General features: G+C 39.6%; 18 protein-coding genes and 1 other RNA gene. 13 read left to right on the plus strand and 6 right to left on the minus strand.

Annotation, left to right across the window (positions count from 1 at the left end; genetic code table 11):
- Positions 1-51: 51 nt before the first annotated feature.
- Positions 52-330, plus strand: a complete 279-nt coding sequence (locus tag ACKI4H_RS16395; RefSeq protein WP_407307605.1) for a hypothetical protein — start codon at positions 52-54, stop codon at positions 328-330.
- A 447-nt stretch (positions 331-777) separates the two neighbouring features.
- A complete protein-coding gene (locus ACKI4H_RS16400) occupies positions 778-918 on the plus strand; it encodes a hypothetical protein (RefSeq protein WP_165493507.1) in 141 nt (46 codons plus the stop codon).
- Positions 919-1177: 259 nt separating this feature from the next.
- Here the strand turns inward: ACKI4H_RS16400 and ssrS are convergent.
- The 3 genes from ssrS to ACKI4H_RS16415 all read right to left on the minus strand — a co-directional run bounded on the left by ssrS (position 1178) and on the right by ACKI4H_RS16415 (position 2300).
- Positions 1178-1361, minus strand: a non-coding RNA gene (gene ssrS, locus ACKI4H_RS16405) — 6S RNA.
- 100 nt (positions 1362-1461) lie between these two features.
- Positions 1462-1746 (minus strand): cell division protein ZapA, encoded by a 285-nt coding sequence (locus ACKI4H_RS16410; protein WP_407307607.1) that lies wholly within the window; start codon positions 1744-1746, stop codon positions 1462-1464.
- A gap of 2 nt (positions 1747-1748) precedes the next feature.
- Positions 1749-2300 carry a hypothetical protein gene (locus ACKI4H_RS16415; RefSeq protein WP_407307609.1) on the minus strand — a complete coding sequence of 184 codons (552 nt, stop codon included), beginning with the start codon at positions 2298-2300 and terminating at the stop codon, positions 1749-1751.
- A gap of 64 nt (positions 2301-2364) precedes the next feature.
- Here ACKI4H_RS16415 and ACKI4H_RS16420 point away from each other — a divergent pair, with 64 nt between their 5' ends.
- From ACKI4H_RS16420 to ACKI4H_RS16445, 6 genes are all read left to right on the plus strand, one after another.
- The gene (locus tag ACKI4H_RS16420) at positions 2365-2994 is read left to right on the plus strand and encodes a UPF0149 family protein (RefSeq protein WP_407307611.1); all 630 of its coding nucleotides are present in this window, start codon (positions 2365-2367) and stop codon (positions 2992-2994) included.
- Positions 2995-3073: 79 nt separating this feature from the next.
- On the plus strand, positions 3074-4405 hold the full coding sequence (gene pepP, locus ACKI4H_RS16425; protein ID WP_407307700.1) for a Xaa-Pro aminopeptidase: 1332 nt from the start codon (positions 3074-3076) through the stop codon (positions 4403-4405).
- Positions 4406-4846: 441 nt separating this feature from the next.
- Positions 4847-5083 (plus strand): DUF378 domain-containing protein, encoded by a 237-nt coding sequence (locus tag ACKI4H_RS16430; protein WP_407307613.1) that lies wholly within the window; start codon positions 4847-4849, stop codon positions 5081-5083.
- 410 nt (positions 5084-5493) lie between these two features.
- A complete protein-coding gene (gene ubiH / locus ACKI4H_RS16435; RefSeq protein ID WP_407307615.1) occupies positions 5494-6702 on the plus strand; it encodes a 2-octaprenyl-6-methoxyphenyl hydroxylase in 1209 nt (402 codons plus the stop codon).
- Complete coding sequence (locus ACKI4H_RS16440) at positions 6699-7931, plus strand: FAD-dependent monooxygenase (protein ID WP_407307617.1); 1233 nt, start codon at positions 6699-6701, stop codon at positions 7929-7931. The genes ubiH and ACKI4H_RS16440 overlap by 4 nt, the downstream gene beginning before the upstream one ends.
- Before the next feature lie 177 nt (positions 7932-8108).
- On the plus strand, positions 8109-8357 hold the full coding sequence (locus tag ACKI4H_RS16445; protein WP_407307619.1) for a hypothetical protein: 249 nt from the start codon (positions 8109-8111) through the stop codon (positions 8355-8357).
- 81 nt (positions 8358-8438) lie between these two features.
- Here the strand turns inward: ACKI4H_RS16445 and rsmI are convergent, their stop codons facing one another.
- Complete coding sequence (gene rsmI, locus ACKI4H_RS16450) at positions 8439-9278, minus strand: 16S rRNA (cytidine(1402)-2'-O)-methyltransferase (RefSeq protein WP_407307622.1); 840 nt, start codon at positions 9276-9278, stop codon at positions 8439-8441.
- A 12-nt stretch (positions 9279-9290) separates the two neighbouring features.
- On the opposite strand from rsmI, the gene ACKI4H_RS16455 reads away from it, so the two are divergent.
- From ACKI4H_RS16455 to ACKI4H_RS16475, 5 genes are all read left to right on the plus strand, one after another.
- Positions 9291-10007, plus strand: a complete 717-nt coding sequence (locus ACKI4H_RS16455) for a penicillin-binding protein activator (RefSeq protein WP_407307624.1) — start codon at positions 9291-9293, stop codon at positions 10005-10007.
- Positions 10008-10033: 26 nt separating this feature from the next.
- Positions 10034-10222, plus strand: a complete 189-nt coding sequence (locus ACKI4H_RS16460; protein WP_407307627.1) for a hypothetical protein — start codon at positions 10034-10036, stop codon at positions 10220-10222.
- Between the two features lie 11 nt (positions 10223-10233).
- Positions 10234-10653, plus strand: coding sequence for a YraN family protein (locus ACKI4H_RS16465; RefSeq protein WP_407307629.1), 420 nt, complete (start codon positions 10234-10236; stop codon positions 10651-10653).
- Between the two features lie 65 nt (positions 10654-10718).
- The gene (locus ACKI4H_RS16470; RefSeq protein WP_407307632.1) at positions 10719-11402 is read left to right on the plus strand and encodes a BON domain-containing protein; all 684 of its coding nucleotides are present in this window, start codon (positions 10719-10721) and stop codon (positions 11400-11402) included.
- On the plus strand, positions 11392-12327 hold the full coding sequence (locus ACKI4H_RS16475; protein WP_407307634.1) for an alpha/beta hydrolase: 936 nt from the start codon (positions 11392-11394) through the stop codon (positions 12325-12327). Before ACKI4H_RS16470 ends, ACKI4H_RS16475 begins: the two co-directional genes overlap by 11 nt.
- Here ACKI4H_RS16475 and nudC read toward each other — a convergent pair.
- Positions 12281-13054, minus strand: a complete 774-nt coding sequence (gene nudC, locus ACKI4H_RS16480) for an NAD(+) diphosphatase (protein ID WP_407307636.1) — start codon at positions 13052-13054, stop codon at positions 12281-12283. The two genes, ACKI4H_RS16475 and nudC, sit on opposite strands and share 47 nt — an antisense overlap.
- Entirely contained in the window at positions 13054-14697 is a 1644-nt protein-coding gene (locus tag ACKI4H_RS16485; protein ID WP_407307638.1) for a chemotaxis protein, read from the minus strand. Before ACKI4H_RS16485 ends, nudC begins: the two co-directional genes overlap by 1 nt.
- Between the last annotated feature and the right edge of the window lie 90 nt (positions 14698-14787).

Genomic DNA, 14787 nt, shown 5'->3' on the forward strand with positions numbered 1-14787 from the left:
TTGATCAGATGTGTGCCATACTGCGGGCTGAAAAAATATTCAAAGGTTAAAATGCCCAATACCAACTCATTGATAGCGATAGAACAAATTTATAATTTTTTAAAAGTAACGCCTAATTATAAGATGAATAACCAGTTTGATAAATTGAAAGATTTTTTCTTCGAACTTAATGATCATAGCATTGGCGATTTTGAATCTACTCAGCCATTAAAATTTATATTTAATTTTAATAAATCATGGATATCAATGGACGCAATAGCAGCTCCGGACTTCAACAATAAAAGATTATTTCTAAATTGGGTTGCGGTAAGATTAAATATTATTGTTTGAAAAATGCCTTTCTAAGATGAACGCTCTGATTCTTGTAACTCAGTTATATTGTTTTCAGTACATGAAAAACTCACATTTGAATCTACGGAAATAAAAGAAGATCAGTATCTTCACACTAAAGTTGATGATCAGGAAATAAAAAATTAATTTGGTCGTATATCAGTTTAGTAGAGGATAAAGATATATTACCTAGAGCTTTAACGAACCATGAGTAAATAACGGGTTATGATGTAAAGTTATTGTTACTAAATATTCTGATTGAAATTTTACCAAACCGCTATTATCACAATGGCGGTTTTTTTATATTATAAGATTTTGGCTAATACAGTAATTGAGTACCGGATAGTCATCAGGGAAAGAGTCAGAGTTTAAGTGTACCCTGAACACCGAGCTGCATTGGATGACTGCCAAAGTAATTTTTCATAATTATTGATAAATGGAGTGCATATGACTAATCAGCAAAAGAATGAATCAAATCCACAAAAAGAATCTAATCGGGATAAAGGTAAAAAAGATCCCAGCCAGCATTCTGTTCCTCCGAAAAAACCAAATGAAGAACCGGAAAATCCGCTCAAAGAGCAAAAATAAATTTTTATAGATACAATAGGCTCTAATTCAGATTGGAGTCTATATTTTTGAATATATTATTTTGAACTTTAAAAAATAGATTCTGGTCTTTAATTTGCAGGTTAATAAAAACCATAAGTAAGTTGAATCTTTACGGTACAGAAAGATAGAACTATTTATATAGGTTGTATAAAGGTGAGAATATATTTTGAAAAAATAAGTAATAAGTTTTTTATAAATTGTTCAAGTTCTAATAAATTATTATTTTTAAATTAAATAAAACACTCCGAAGATGCCGCTGCATGTCATTACCCTTGAACCCTAAAGTTCAAGGTGGACGCGGCGCATACTTGCTGGGTTTCCTACACGAAGGTAGGCATACACTCTAAATATACAGAACGCATCCGGGGATGTAGATATCGGCTCAGGGGAATCTGACTCGCTGGCGAACATCTCAGAGATGGAATAAGTATAACCAATAATCACGTATTGGCAAATCATCCATGTGCAGGAACTGTAAACTTAGATTTCAACTGCTGATACTTTGTCCAATTTTAAGAAAAATTAAGCCAAATCATCCACATCTTCTAAAATAGTCGCGAGTAAGCGTTCGCAGTGAGCATACTCTTGCAACGATTTATTCATCGCCAATACTTCTTGCATCAGCTCCAATGCCACCATAATAATTAGTTTAGTGGGTTCTAGACGTGGGGCTTTACGGCGGAAATCATCATATTTTTCATTTAATAATTCAGCCGCACGTTCTAGATCCCCTTTTTCGCTTTCCGTGGTGGCTAAACGAAAATTATGTCCTAATACACGCAACTCAACAGCAATTTGTTCACTCATGCTTAAATGTCCTCATTGGCTTCTGTTGGGTGAGCAAGTTGTTGAATCTCTTGCGCATGCTGATCTTGAGCAGTGCCTAAAATTGACAGGCGTTGAATAATCGCTTCAACCTTGGCCTTGGCATGTTCATTTTTTTGTAACAATCTTTCTCGTTCCTGCTGCAAACCTTGAATTTCCTGCTGAGCAAGACGTTGTTCATTTTGCATTTTTTCTTTGATGATACGTAATTCATTACGTTCAGCCAGAATTTCCTGAAAACGATTTTTAAGATCGGTACAACTTTTTTCCAAACGGCTATAACGGTCTGCTAACGCAGTTGCATCAGTATTCAATTGCTTGAATTGGGACCGCGCATCGCTTAATTGCTCGCTAAGATCGTCTATTTCTTCTTGTTTCTTTGTGATAATGCCGTTCTTTTGCACAATTTGGGCATGATGATGCTCGGCAGAATTTTCTTTTGCCGCGTTGAGTGCACTATTTTCACTTTCATAATGCGCAAGTCGCGTTTTCAAAACGCCAAGATGCGCCTGTAGACGCTGTAATTCTTCTAACATATCGTAGTCGCACAGTATTGCAAACAAAGGTAATATATACGAAGTATAGAGATTGGATAAACGAATGCAAGACGATATTTCAGGTTGGTCGGAATGGCACCACAATTTTTCAAAAATTGAAGAAATTTCAAGCCCTAGTGAGTTACATGGCTTACTTACAGGTATTGTTTGTGTTACCCAGGCACCCACCAGTGATGAATGGCAACAAATTTTAGCAACCCTTGAAATCCCAGCACTGGATGAACAAGTGTTGAATTTGCTTGCAGATGAGGCTGAAGATATTTCGCATGCTTTATCGGACGATGAGCTCGACTATTTACCATTGCTACCCGATGATGAACACGTTCTTGCGGATCGTGTCCAAGCGTTGGCAGATTGGTGTGCAGGAGTTGTACTTGGTTTTGGTTTGGCTTCAGGTCATATCCGTCAAGATGAAGTTGAATGGATTGAACATCTTCAAGATGTTGCTGCAGTCGAGTTTGAAGAATCTGACGATGACGAAGAAGGTGAAGCAAGCTATGAGGAGCTTTATGAATTTGTGCGCTTGATTCCTGTGAGTCTGTCATTGGGACGCAAGAAAGTAGAAATTGCAGAAACCCCATTGCTGAAAAAGCTTCAACCTCAATTGAAAAGTGCAGCTTCAACAGATGCAAGCAGTGTTGTAGAAATGTTTACGCCACATCGTCCGAGCTAATTCGGGTGATTCTACTTCAACAACAGGCAATTTAAAAAGTTATAAACTCCACTCATAAAAGACAAAAGTAAATTCAATGATGAAACTGACTCAAGCAGATTTTCAGGAACGTCGCGACCGCCTGGCAGAAGAAATGGGTCCGCACAGTATTGCGATTATTGCCACCAGTCCGGTTGCCATGCGTAACCGTGATGCAGATTATAAATTCCGTGCGGACAGCAGCTTTTTCTACCTGACGGGATTTGCAGAACCTGAAGCAGTGGCTATCATTGAGACCTTTGAGTCGATTGATGAAGGTTATACCTATAGCTTGTTCTGCCGCGAACGTAACCGTGAAATGGAGATATGGAACGGTTACCGTGCCGGTGTAGATGGTGCGGTAGATGATTATGAGGCTGATGAAGCCTATGCAATCGATTTACTTGATGAAGAAATTATCGAGAAATTGCTCGATAAACAAAAACTGTTCTATCGTATTGGCCAGCAGGCAGATTTTGATGCGCGTGTAGCGAAGTGGATTGCTGAGGCAAATGGCGAATCACGTCGAGGTACCTCTGCACCTGCACATGTGATTCAGCTGGATCGTATTTTAGATGAAATGCGTTTGCACAAATCTGAACAAGAAATTAAATTGATGCAACTTGCGTCGGACATCAGTGCTGAAGCACATACCCGTGCCATGCAAACTGTGCATCCGGGCATGATGGAATATGCACTTGAAGCAGAAATCAATTACATCTTTGGTAAAAATGGTTGCGTGCCTTCATATAACAGTATTGTCGGTGGCGGAGCAAATGGCTGCATTTTGCATTATGTGGAAAATGACAAAGCGCTAAAAGATGGAGATTTAGTCCTGATTGATGCAGCTTGTGAATATCAACTGTATGCATCGGACATTACCCGCACTTTTCCTGTCAATGGTAAATTTAGCCCTGAACAGAAAGCTTTATATGAAGTTATATTAAAAGCACAACTTGCAGCGATTGATGCTGTACGTATCGGCAATTCTTACAAAGAACCACATAATATTGCTGTTCGCATTATGGTTGAAGGTCTGCTTGAACTTGGTTTAATGCAGGGCAACATTGACGACATTATCCGGACCGAGTCTTTCCGTCAGTTCTACATGCATGGTACTGGTCACTGGCTGGGTATGGACGTGCATGATGTCGGTTCATATAAAATTGATGGTGAATGGCGTGTCTATGAAGAAGGCATGATCGTCACCGTTGAGCCGGGGCTTTACATTGCACCAGATGATGAAACTGTCGATGCGAAGTGGCGTGGCATTGGTATCCGTATTGAAGATGATGTTGTCGCAACTGCAAATGGTCCATTGGTACTGACCAAAAATGTAGTGAAAACGGTAGAGGACATTGAAATGCTAATGGCAAAAGCAAAAGTAGCCTAAGCGAAAGTTCATGTTAAAAGCCGGTCAGATGATCGGCTTTTTTATTTAAGAACTGACCTCCTGGGAGTAAAGTCTTTAAATATTTGAATAAAAATCAATCTTATCGTTTCAGTATATATGTTGCATGCACCTATTCATCGTTATAAGCATTTCTAAATCAATCAGGTTGTTTGATAGATAGTTCATTCTTTTGCAGGAGATTAACGAAAAAATTTCAATATTTAATGTACTCGAGTTGATATTCATTAAATTCAAAAGACGATTTGGTTTACGTTTATCTCGAATAACTTAAATAAAACCAACCCCATTAAAATTTAGAGCTTAAAAATTGACATGAATTCAACATAGAAAATCACTTTTTAGCATCAAAGCAACATATTAAATCTATTTTCTTTCTCATACTTTCCCTCAAAGAAACTTAAAAACAGTGGGAGAAAAATTATGAGATTAAATACCTTAGACTGGATTGCTTATGCTTTAACCATTATTGGTGGTATTAACTGGGGCTTAATTGGTGCATTTGACTTCAATTTGGTCGCCGCAATCTTTGGTGAGATGAGCATGCTATCTCGAATTATTTATATCTTGGTTGGTTTATCTGCCCTGTACCTGATTTATACAGGCACAAAATTAGGCAAAAATGTACATCATACCGATTCTCCAAATATTGTGCGTTAATGGCTAATAATCAAATAGAGAGTCACATAACCTTATGAGTGGATTGTTCGGTCATTCATATAGTCGGCTTATTTGAATGAGGTATCATTGTCCTACTCGACAAAAACGGAGCTTAAGCTCCGTTTTGTTGTGATGATGCATAAAAAATAGAGCTGTTCCTATTTTGGATGTTTTGTATAGATATAGAGTTTTTAGCTCCCATGGCTTCCTTATTCTTTTATGGTTGAAATTTTAAGCTTATCTATACGTTATTCTAAATATTTAAAATTCTCTGAAATTTACCCAACACCCAGATCACTGAGGGGCAAAGCTCTAATTCATTATAAAAATAAAATTTTTTGAGCTAATATAAAATTAATCAAGATTAGACGTATCTAGACTGAGTAGATACCATAGATAAGGATCAAAGCATGCAACAAGAAGTCATCATTGTCGGTGGTGGTATGGTGGGGTTGAGCCTCGCTTTGATGTTAGCCAAAGCAAATATTGCAGTCAAACTGCTCGAAGCCATCAAATACCCAAATTATGATGATGCCAGCCTTGCGCCGTATCACTCCAGTTTTGATGCGCGAAACAGTGCATTGTCACGCCGTAGCGTACAGATCTATCAGGAGCTTGGGCTTTGGAATACCTTGCAAGAACATGCTACGCCAATTCTTGAGGTACATATTACAGAACAGGGCAGTTTTGGTAAGGCACGACTAAAAGCTGAACAGGAAAAAGTCGAAAGTTTTGGACAAGTTATTGAAAATTCTTGGCTTGGGCGTGTATTACTCACAGCAGTTCGAACGCAGTCATTAATTGAATTAATTGATGGTGTACAAGTTACTGCACTTACTCAAGATGCTGATCATGCCCATATTGAAGCTGTACGCGGTGAAGAAAGCTTATCTTTACAATCAAAACTGGTGATTGCTGCCGATGGTCGTGATTCATTCTGCCGTAAAGCCTTGGGCATTGGCGCAGAGGAGCATGATTATGATCAAGTCGCTATTGTCACGACGGTACAAACCTCAAAACCACATCATCATGTCGGTTTTGAGCGTTTTAGTCCGCTTGGGCCTTTAGCGCTTTTACCCTTACCGGGAGAGTATCGTCGTTCAGTAGTTTGGCCGGTGAAAAAAGGGACTGAAACTAAATGGCTCGGTGAAGAAAATGATCAATATTTTTTAAATGCCTTACAAGAAACTTATGGTGATCGTGCTGGTAAATTCCAGAAAACCGGTCGCCGTTTTAGTTTTCCTTTGTCACAAGTATTGGCAGAGAAACAAGCCGTTGGCCGTGTAGTCCTGATGGGTAATGCGGCACACACGATTCACCCTGTTGCCGGGCAGGGGTTTAACCTGTGTATGCGTGATGCCTATGTTCTGGTTCGTTCACTTAAAGAGCAACTATCCAAATCTGCAGATATTGGTGAGCCAGACATGCTACTTGCTTACGAGCAGGCACGATTAAACGATCAACAGCGTGTGATCAAGTTCTGCGACACTGTAGTACGTGGCTTTAGTAATCAAAACCCGTTGCTTAAACTGGTTCGTAATACTGGATTACTTGCTTTTGATATGATTCCGGGCGTGAAGCCATTGGTGGCAAATTACGCTATGGGGTTAAAAGCATGAGTGATGTTCTGGATGTTGTTGTTATCGGTGGTGGCTTGGTCGGTGGTTTAACCGCATTGCTGCTTGCTCAAGGTGGGGTTCAAGCAACGGTACTCGATGCCGCACCTGTTTTAAATGAAGAAAAAGTTCTTTCGGTCGCAAATCCACGGGTTTTGGCCCTTAGCCAAGCCACCATTCATTTGCTCAAAACAGTGAATGTTTGGGAAAAGCTTGCTCGTCAGATGCCCTATAGCGGCATGCAGGTATGGAATAAAAATGGTTATGGTGAAATCAATTTTGGTCATTCCAGCCAAAATGCGCCTAGCGCTGAACATACTTTAGGTTCGATGGTGGAACCGAGTGTACTGAATCTCGCCATTCAGAAAAAAATGCTGGAACAGCTGCAAGATTATCGCACTCAAGTTAAGGTCACAGGTGTAGAGCAAGGGGTCGGTGTTTGGCATATTCACTTGGCGGATGGTACCCAGCTTAAAACCAAACTGGTGATTGGGGCAGATGGCGCAAATTCATTTGTCCGTGAACAAGCTTTCATTGATTTAGATATTTTGGATTACAAGCAAGCAGGTTTAACTTGCGCAATTCGAACTGCACAGCCACATCAACATGTGGCGCGTCAGATTTTCCTGGAAACCGGCCCTTTGGCCTTTTTACCGATGGCCAGTTTAAAGCCAGAACAAGATGGCTATTGGCAATCAATTGTCTGGACATTGCCTGAGGATTACGCAGAACAATATGCAGTACTTGATGATACTGCTTTTACTGCACTGTTAACGCGTGAAAGTCATCACATGTTGGGTAAAGTATTAGAAGCTACACCACGGGCACAATTTCCGCTTAAAGCACGTGCTGCACAGCAATATGTGAAAGCTGGTCTAGCCTTGATTGGTGATGCTGCACATGTGATTCATCCTCTCGCTGGGCAAGGGGTGAATATTGGCTGTTTAGATGCTGCCATTTTATGTGATGTTCTGCTGCATGACAAAAAGCGTGGCGTATGGGCACATGAGCAAACTTTACAGCGCTATGAACATCGTCGCAAAGGACAAAACGATGCAATGATGCACAGTATGTCTGCGATTGGCTGGATACAAACCACACCACTTTTCCCTGTAGTTTTGGCGCGAAATTTCGGCTTAAAACAAGTCGAACAGCACATTGCCTTGAAAGATGCCTTTATGTCTCAAGCCAACGGATTACAGGTCTTAAAAGACACGTGTTATGCAGTTTGAAACTGAACAGCTGCTTTTTGTACAAATATTCATATAAGTTTACTTTTTTGATTAAAAAAGATACGATTTTTTCGCATTTAACTCTATGCGAAACGATCAGAGATTGCTAAATTTCTTCCTAATTCAAAACCAATTCACATTGGAATGATAGAAGTCATTTGGTGGGGAGAAATAGAGATGACAGATATGAATGACTACGATGAAGTAGAAGAATCAGCAGTAGATGAAGATGAAGCGAAAGCTGCTGAAAAAGGGGCATCTGTCAGTGAAGCTGCACCAACTGATGGAGATGTGGCTGAAGCAGAAACTTTAACCATAACTGCTAAACTCAAACAGCGTCAGGCCTTGGAAGATGAAGTTGCTGCATTCCTGGCACGTGGTGGTCGTATTGTTGAAGTTCCAGCGGATGAGTCTATAAAAGATTAATCAACCCTTTACTCAGTTTTTGTAAGGGATATAAAAAGCATCACAGAAGTGATGCTTTTTTGCTTTCTACTGGCTTATTTTTTAATCTTGATTGGTGAGTTCCAAAGCACGTTGATAGGCCACTTTCTTTTTGATGCCTGTTAAATCAGCTACTAATTGTGAGGCTGCTTTTACTGATAAATCTTGCAATAAACGAGTCAATAACTGATCCAGTTTTTCTTGATCTAAATCCTTTTCTACCGTTGCACCACCAATGACTAAAACAATTTCACCTTTTTGCTGGTTATGATCAGATTCAATCAACTGAATCAAATCGGCCAAAGTCATTTTTTTGATGGTTTCAAATGTTTTGGTAATTTCCCGGGCAAAACCAACCGGACGGTCTGCACCAAAAATATCCGCTATATCTTTAACGGAATCTAAAATGCGATGCGGGGCTTCATAAAAAATTAAAGTTTGAGTTTCATCTTTTAATTTTTCCAACTGACTTCGGCGCTGAGACTGGCGAGAAGGCAGAAAACCTTCAAAGCTGAAACGATCACTCGGCAAGCCTACAGAACTGAGTGCAGCAATCGCAGCACAGGCACCTGGTACAGGCACTACGCGAATATTATGCTCTTGTGCGGCACGAACCAGTTTAAAACCCGGGTCACTAATCAGCGGCGTACCGGCATCACTAATCAAGGCCATATTTTCGCCGTTCAGTAACCTCTGGATCAATATATCAATTTTGTTACTTTCATTATGCTCATGACACGCAGTCAGTGGAGTTGATATATTATGGTGCTTTAATAATTGAGCAGAAGTACGCGTATCTTCTGCCGCAATAATACTGACTGATTTTAAAACATCAATCGCACGATAAGTGATGTCATCTAAGTGCCCAATTGGGGTTGCTACAACAAATAACTGAGCACTCATAAGGTTTCTCCAATGTTGAATAATAAAAATAATTTAATGGGCTTCATGCGGTATTGCATTTTTAACCACGCACAAGCTGAAGTATTAGTCATTTTACCTGAATCGGGTCCTATGGCGCGAGCCGGATTAAGCATCAAACAAGGTTTTATGAGTGCTTATCAAGCATCAGGCCAGAAAACCCCGATTAAATTTGTAAACTCGAATAAAAAACAAATTGCCCAGCGGTTAAAAATAAATGTCAATAAAAAAAACCAAATGGTGATTGGATCTTTAGCACACAATGAAGTAGAAAACTTAATCAAGAGAAAGCCCAAAATTTGTGTTTTGGCTTTAAATGAAGTGACCAGCCTAGCAGATAATGTCTGGCAATTTAGTCTGTCCAAGAAAGATGAGGCTTATGCGCTGAACAAAATCCTGCAGAAAGATAAAATTAAACAACTTTACGTTTTTCATCAGCCGGGAGCAGAAGTCGAAAGTGAATTTTTTCTCATGTCTTTGGTTTTACAAATGGATTATCCCTTAACTTTTGTTGAGGAAGTGCCTAAAAAGTTGAATAAAAAAAGCAGTTTATTGCTGCTTGGAAATAATCAATGGATCAATAGTCTGGCCAAGCCAACAGCTAAAAATGCTTATATAGGGGCGAATGCCATTGAACAGCAGCAACTGATCCCGAAAGGGGGGAGTTTTGTGATGCGCCGGCTTTATATGATCTGGTATGGCCGGATGTAATCAGAGCCTAACAGAATCCTGTTTCCATGCCGTATCAACGGCTACTGGCCTTTGATGGTGATGCCTGGCATATTGCTCAACAATATTTAGATGTACCGAATTTGAAAAGTGTTGAATTTCAGGGGCGTATCGGGCTGATTCAAATCAGTAATAATCATATCCAGGGTATTCCACATTGTTTTGAGAGTACCCAAAAAGGCATTAAAAGCTTGTAAAGGCAATGAATATGAAAGCAAATTTAAATTTAGGACAATGGGCTGAACAGCAGGCTTTAGAACTTTTACAAGTTCAGGGTTTTGTACTGATTGCCATGAATTATCATTGTCGATATGGGGAAATTGACCTGATTGTGCAAAAGAATCAAGAATTGATCTTTGTGGAGGTGAAAGCACGCTCTGCAACTCAATATGCACAATCATGTGAAACAATTTTACTCTCTAAACAAAAGAAAATTATGAAATCAGCATTATGCTTTTTAAATAATCACCCACAATTCCAACATTTTTATTGCCGTTTTGATGTGATTTGTTTTGATTTTTTTCAACAATTTGCAAAAACAATACAGCAAGATTTTTCCAAATTCACTTATGATCAACAATGGATTGAAAATGCTTTTACTTTTGAGCAAGAGTTCATTAATCTTTGAACAAAATCACAGCATAAATGCTGAAATACAATAGAATTGAAATTAACGATTAGGAGTCTTGCTGAGTGTTGAACCGTATTGCAATGACGTTAGTGTGTGTAGCAAGTTTATCTGGTTGTGCAAGTTTCATCTCTGGTGGCACAGGATCCGCCCCAGTCGGAACAGAAAGTGGTGCTCGTTCACTTGGACAGGTATTTATTGACTCTTCTATAGAACGCACCGCTAAAATTAATTTATATAAATTGGATTCACGTTTTAAACAAGCCCGGGTCAATATTGAAAGTTTTCATGGAAATGTTTTATTGACTGGTCAAGTCCCAGATGCCCATCTTAAGCAATTGGCCGAAGATAATGTTCGTGCCATGAGTGATGTCAAAACGGTACATAATTACATTACCGTCGGCAATCAGATCGGTTATGCCACTATTATGCAAGACACCACTGTGACAGCCAACACACGCGGACTGATTATGAAAGCCGTGGTGGTCGCAGACAGTAAAGTCCGTATACATACTGAAGACGGTATTTTATATGTGATGGGACGTTTAAATAATGCAGAAATTAACGACCTTAATCAGGTGCTTCAACAAGTGGGTAATGTGACTAAAATTATTACCCTGATTGATAATGTTGAACAGTCGCGTGCAGTGGCTTCAAGTTTTAGCAGTCCTGTGGTGTATGCACAACCGATTGAACAAACGCCTGTAGCCATTGACCCTGATCAAGCTGAGCCTACGAATGCTCAATAATGTTACGCAAGTAGTCAAAAATAAACTGGAACAAAATCTCGCATTGGTGAAAATGTTTTACAAGGATTTTCGCCTTTACGATTTTGCTAGCTATGCACTCAATCGTTTAACCCCTAAAAAAGGTTATTCGGTTGTTGAAAACCTTGCTTATGGCTTAAAAGCACGGCAACGCCTTGATATTTTTAATGCTGAAACACCACGTGAACAACGTCCTTTAATTGTATTTGTACATGGTGGGGCATGGTTACATGGCGATAAAAAAGATTATCGCTTTGTCGGTGAAGCTTTTGCGAAAGAGGGTTATGACGTAGCGATAATCAATTATCATCTGGCACCTGAACATGTATTTCCTAGCTATATTGATGACCTGAGCCTGGCCTTGAACTATCTGAATCAGCATCAATCCAAACTGAATATCCGGACTGAAAAAATCGTGTTGATGGGGCATTCAGCCGGTGCATTTAATGTCATGTCGGCACTGTATCATCCAAAACCGTATACCTTACAGTGCCGTGCTCAAATTCAAGCGATTATTGGGTTGTCTGGACCTTATCATTTTGATTATAAAGATGATCCTTTATGTGCCGATGCCTTTGATCAGAGCATCCCTTATCAACAGGTAATGCCCTATTATTTTATTGAATCGAATACGGTAAAACACTACCTGTTTTTGGCAGCCAATGATCAAATTGTAAGTCATAGCAATTCAAGAGATTTGCATCGCATGTTGCAGGAAAAAGGCAATCATAGCCAGATGATTACCATCCCGGGTACAGGTCATGTTTCGATAATGGGATCGGTTTCGAGTTTGTTTAGTGGTTATTTCCAGACCAAGAAACAAATTTTGGCGGTTTTGGAGGATGCCCTAAAACCCTGGTTTATAGCCATTCCAGTGTGTCATCGGCAACAGGATGACCTTCGATAATATGTTTAATCATGGCGTAAGCAATGCTGCCTTTAAACGGAATTTCGGGCAGTTGATCAAATTTAAAAAACTGCGCATCGCTAATTTCTTCTTCTTGAAGTTTGATCTCACCAGAGGCATATTCAGCGCGAAAAGCGAGCATTAAATTACTTGGAAAAGGCCAGGGCTGGCTGGCAAGATATTGCACATTTTTTAATTTTAATCCAACTTCCTCAAAAGTTTCACGGCGTACCGCTTCTTCCAGGGTTTCTCCAACTTCGACAAAACCAGCAATCAGACCATACATGTTGGTTTTGTTTTTAGCATTTTTAGCCAGTAAAATTTCGTCATTACCGCGCGTGATAACCGTGATTACACAAGGTTGTACCCGCGGATATTGATGATAACGGCAAGCCGGGCAAATCATGGCATATTCAGTGGGATGTACTTCTGTCTGATGGCCACAGTGACTGCAGAATTTATGGTTTTTACGCCATTCTAAAAGTTGAATTGCGCGACTGGCATGTTCAAATTGTCTGGTATCCCAAAGTGTCAATAACTGACGGATAGGAACCAGTTGTAAGCCTTGAGGAATAGGTTCATGTTCGAGAAGATCACGGGCAATCACTTGATCACCCGTGTTGAAGTGCAGATCACTTGCTAAACCTTCTACTTGAGGAAGTTGAAAATTTTTATCCACTAACAGTTGATGTTGATGAAAGATATAAGCAAGTGATAATTCAGACATTAGGCAACAGTTTTCAGTTTTTCGCTACTTTGCAATGCTACATTAAACATCGACTGCAATACAGGCTGTTTATATTTTAAATTATCAATCATCATATCGGCACAGGCTAAAGTGTCGAGGGTATGATTGATTTGTTCAGCATTAATCACTGCCGAACTTTCAATTTGTTGCTGAATAAAGTCTGCTGCGGCTTTTAATGCAGTTTGACCCGTTTCAGCATTTAAGAACAAGAGTGCGCCACCAATTTCACGTAATTGGGTCGGTGTACTTTCTAGCGTAGTCAAATTGTTGTCTTTTAAATATTGCATCAGGGTTTGGCTAACAAGATCAATTACAGCTTTCGACTCATTCAGCAAAGCAGCATGCGCTTCATCTAAACGGTCTAAAGAAATATGCATATTATGCACACGAAGCTGTAAACGGCTAGAGGTGTGATGACGTTCCAATACACCAATTGAATTCATCGCAGATAAAATGCAATTCATCAATTGTTGTGCAAAACCTTCATCTTTAAGCACTTCAGCACTGCTAAGTAAACTTGCTTGGCGCGACAAGTCATTAAAGGCTTCATTCAGATTTAACACTTTGAAAATATTAGCAAGACTGATTAATTTGTCTTGTAACTCTTGTATTTTTTCTGGCGTCATATTCTGATAGTGGTATTCGATGTCATTACGGATTTGTGCCATTTCTGTGGTGACAAGTTCACTAATCGTATGCATGGTATCGAAGTCAGGACCATACAGATGACGGCTAAATACTTGTAACTGCGTATCGGTCAGATGGTCTTCACCCAGATTAAGCTGGCTGCGGATATGCTCTGAAGTCTCATCTTCCTGGCTAATACACAAACTTAAAATATTGGCTAAGTCGGCAAGGCTTGGCTTGAAGCGATCCGGGGTATTGAAGTACTGCGCCATATTGCGTTCAATGCTGACTAAAGTGCGTAAACGCGGGTCATTCAAGAACAAGTGATCAATCTGGTTAAATGCAACATGCACCAGATTCCAATATTGCTTGCTGGGTGTATTTTCGGCAAGACCGGCTAAATATGCACCGACCAATTTTATGGCTTGCAGATCAAATTCAGTTTCTTCCTGCTTAATCAGCTTGTTTAAAGACAATTTATACAGGCGATGCACATATTTGGATTTCTCTAAGCTCGGTGCATTAGGAAGCTGAAAGTCAGGAGTAATGTTATCAATTAATGACTCGATATGCTGGCCTTCATGGGTAATGGGCTTGCCCAATACAATCTCAAGACGATTCAGCGTATCGAGCAAGAATTGCGGAATTTTAACTTCACGCAAGCAAATGAATTCGATATAGCGCTTCATCATGGTGGTGCCTTCACTTAAGGCGATTACCTCTTGGGTATTAATTTGTGCAGGATTACCCATGATTTTTCGCATTAGTTCGGCAGAATATTGAGCAATTTGAGCCAAGGTAGATATGTTAATCAGCGCCAGTACCTGGGCACATTGCTCAAATTGATTCAGTGCATCATCAATACCAAAAGGTAAAGTTTGATCTTCTGCTAAGCTGCTAACCGCTGATTCGACTAGTTTAATTGAGTTATCAACCTCATTTTTTATTATCAGCAATGCAGTTGGGTCAAAATGAATAGAGGTTTGGTAAGACATGTATCTGCACCTATCCTAGTGTTTTATCTGTTTATGAGCAGCCTGTTAAGGGCGAAACTTCTTTACATTCAACTATAACTTAACTGTTAA

This window comes from Acinetobacter sp., from assembly GCF_045628685.1.
Lineage (GTDB): Bacteria > Pseudomonadota > Gammaproteobacteria > Pseudomonadales > Moraxellaceae > Acinetobacter.

Bases quoted from the DNA above. Each gene is read 5' to 3' on its own strand.
- ACKI4H_RS16395 (WP_407307605.1), top strand. From the start codon at position 52: ATGCCCAATACCAACTCATTGATAGCGATAGAACAAATTTATAATTTT.
- ACKI4H_RS16400 (WP_165493507.1), top strand. From the start codon at position 778: ATGACTAATCAGCAAAAGAATGAATCAAATCCACAAAAAGAATCTAAT.
- ACKI4H_RS16410 (WP_407307607.1), bottom strand. From the start codon at position 1,746: ATGAGTGAACAAATTGCTGTTGAGTTGCGTGTATTAGGACATAATTTT.
- ACKI4H_RS16415 (WP_407307609.1), bottom strand. From the start codon at position 2,300: ATGTTAGAAGAATTACAGCGTCTACAGGCGCATCTTGGCGTTTTGAAA.
- ACKI4H_RS16420 (WP_407307611.1), top strand. From the start codon at position 2,365: ATGCAAGACGATATTTCAGGTTGGTCGGAATGGCACCACAATTTTTCA.
- pepP (WP_407307700.1), top strand. From the start codon at position 3,074: ATGAAACTGACTCAAGCAGATTTTCAGGAACGTCGCGACCGCCTGGCA.
- ACKI4H_RS16430 (WP_407307613.1), top strand. From the start codon at position 4,847: ATGAGATTAAATACCTTAGACTGGATTGCTTATGCTTTAACCATTATT.
- ubiH (WP_407307615.1), top strand. From the start codon at position 5,494: ATGCAACAAGAAGTCATCATTGTCGGTGGTGGTATGGTGGGGTTGAGC.
- ACKI4H_RS16440 (WP_407307617.1), top strand. From the start codon at position 6,699: ATGAGTGATGTTCTGGATGTTGTTGTTATCGGTGGTGGCTTGGTCGGT.
- ACKI4H_RS16445 (WP_407307619.1), top strand. From the start codon at position 8,109: ATGACAGATATGAATGACTACGATGAAGTAGAAGAATCAGCAGTAGAT.
- rsmI (WP_407307622.1), bottom strand. From the start codon at position 9,278: ATGAGTGCTCAGTTATTTGTTGTAGCAACCCCAATTGGGCACTTAGAT.
- ACKI4H_RS16455 (WP_407307624.1), top strand. From the start codon at position 9,291: ATGTTGAATAATAAAAATAATTTAATGGGCTTCATGCGGTATTGCATT.
- ACKI4H_RS16460 (WP_407307627.1), top strand. From the start codon at position 10,034: ATGCCGTATCAACGGCTACTGGCCTTTGATGGTGATGCCTGGCATATT.
- ACKI4H_RS16465 (WP_407307629.1), top strand. From the start codon at position 10,234: ATGAAAGCAAATTTAAATTTAGGACAATGGGCTGAACAGCAGGCTTTA.
- ACKI4H_RS16475 (WP_407307634.1), top strand. From the start codon at position 11,392: ATGCTCAATAATGTTACGCAAGTAGTCAAAAATAAACTGGAACAAAAT.
- nudC (WP_407307636.1), bottom strand. From the start codon at position 13,054: ATGTCTGAATTATCACTTGCTTATATCTTTCATCAACATCAACTGTTA.
- ACKI4H_RS16485 (WP_407307638.1), bottom strand. From the start codon at position 14,697: ATGTCTTACCAAACCTCTATTCATTTTGACCCAACTGCATTGCTGATA.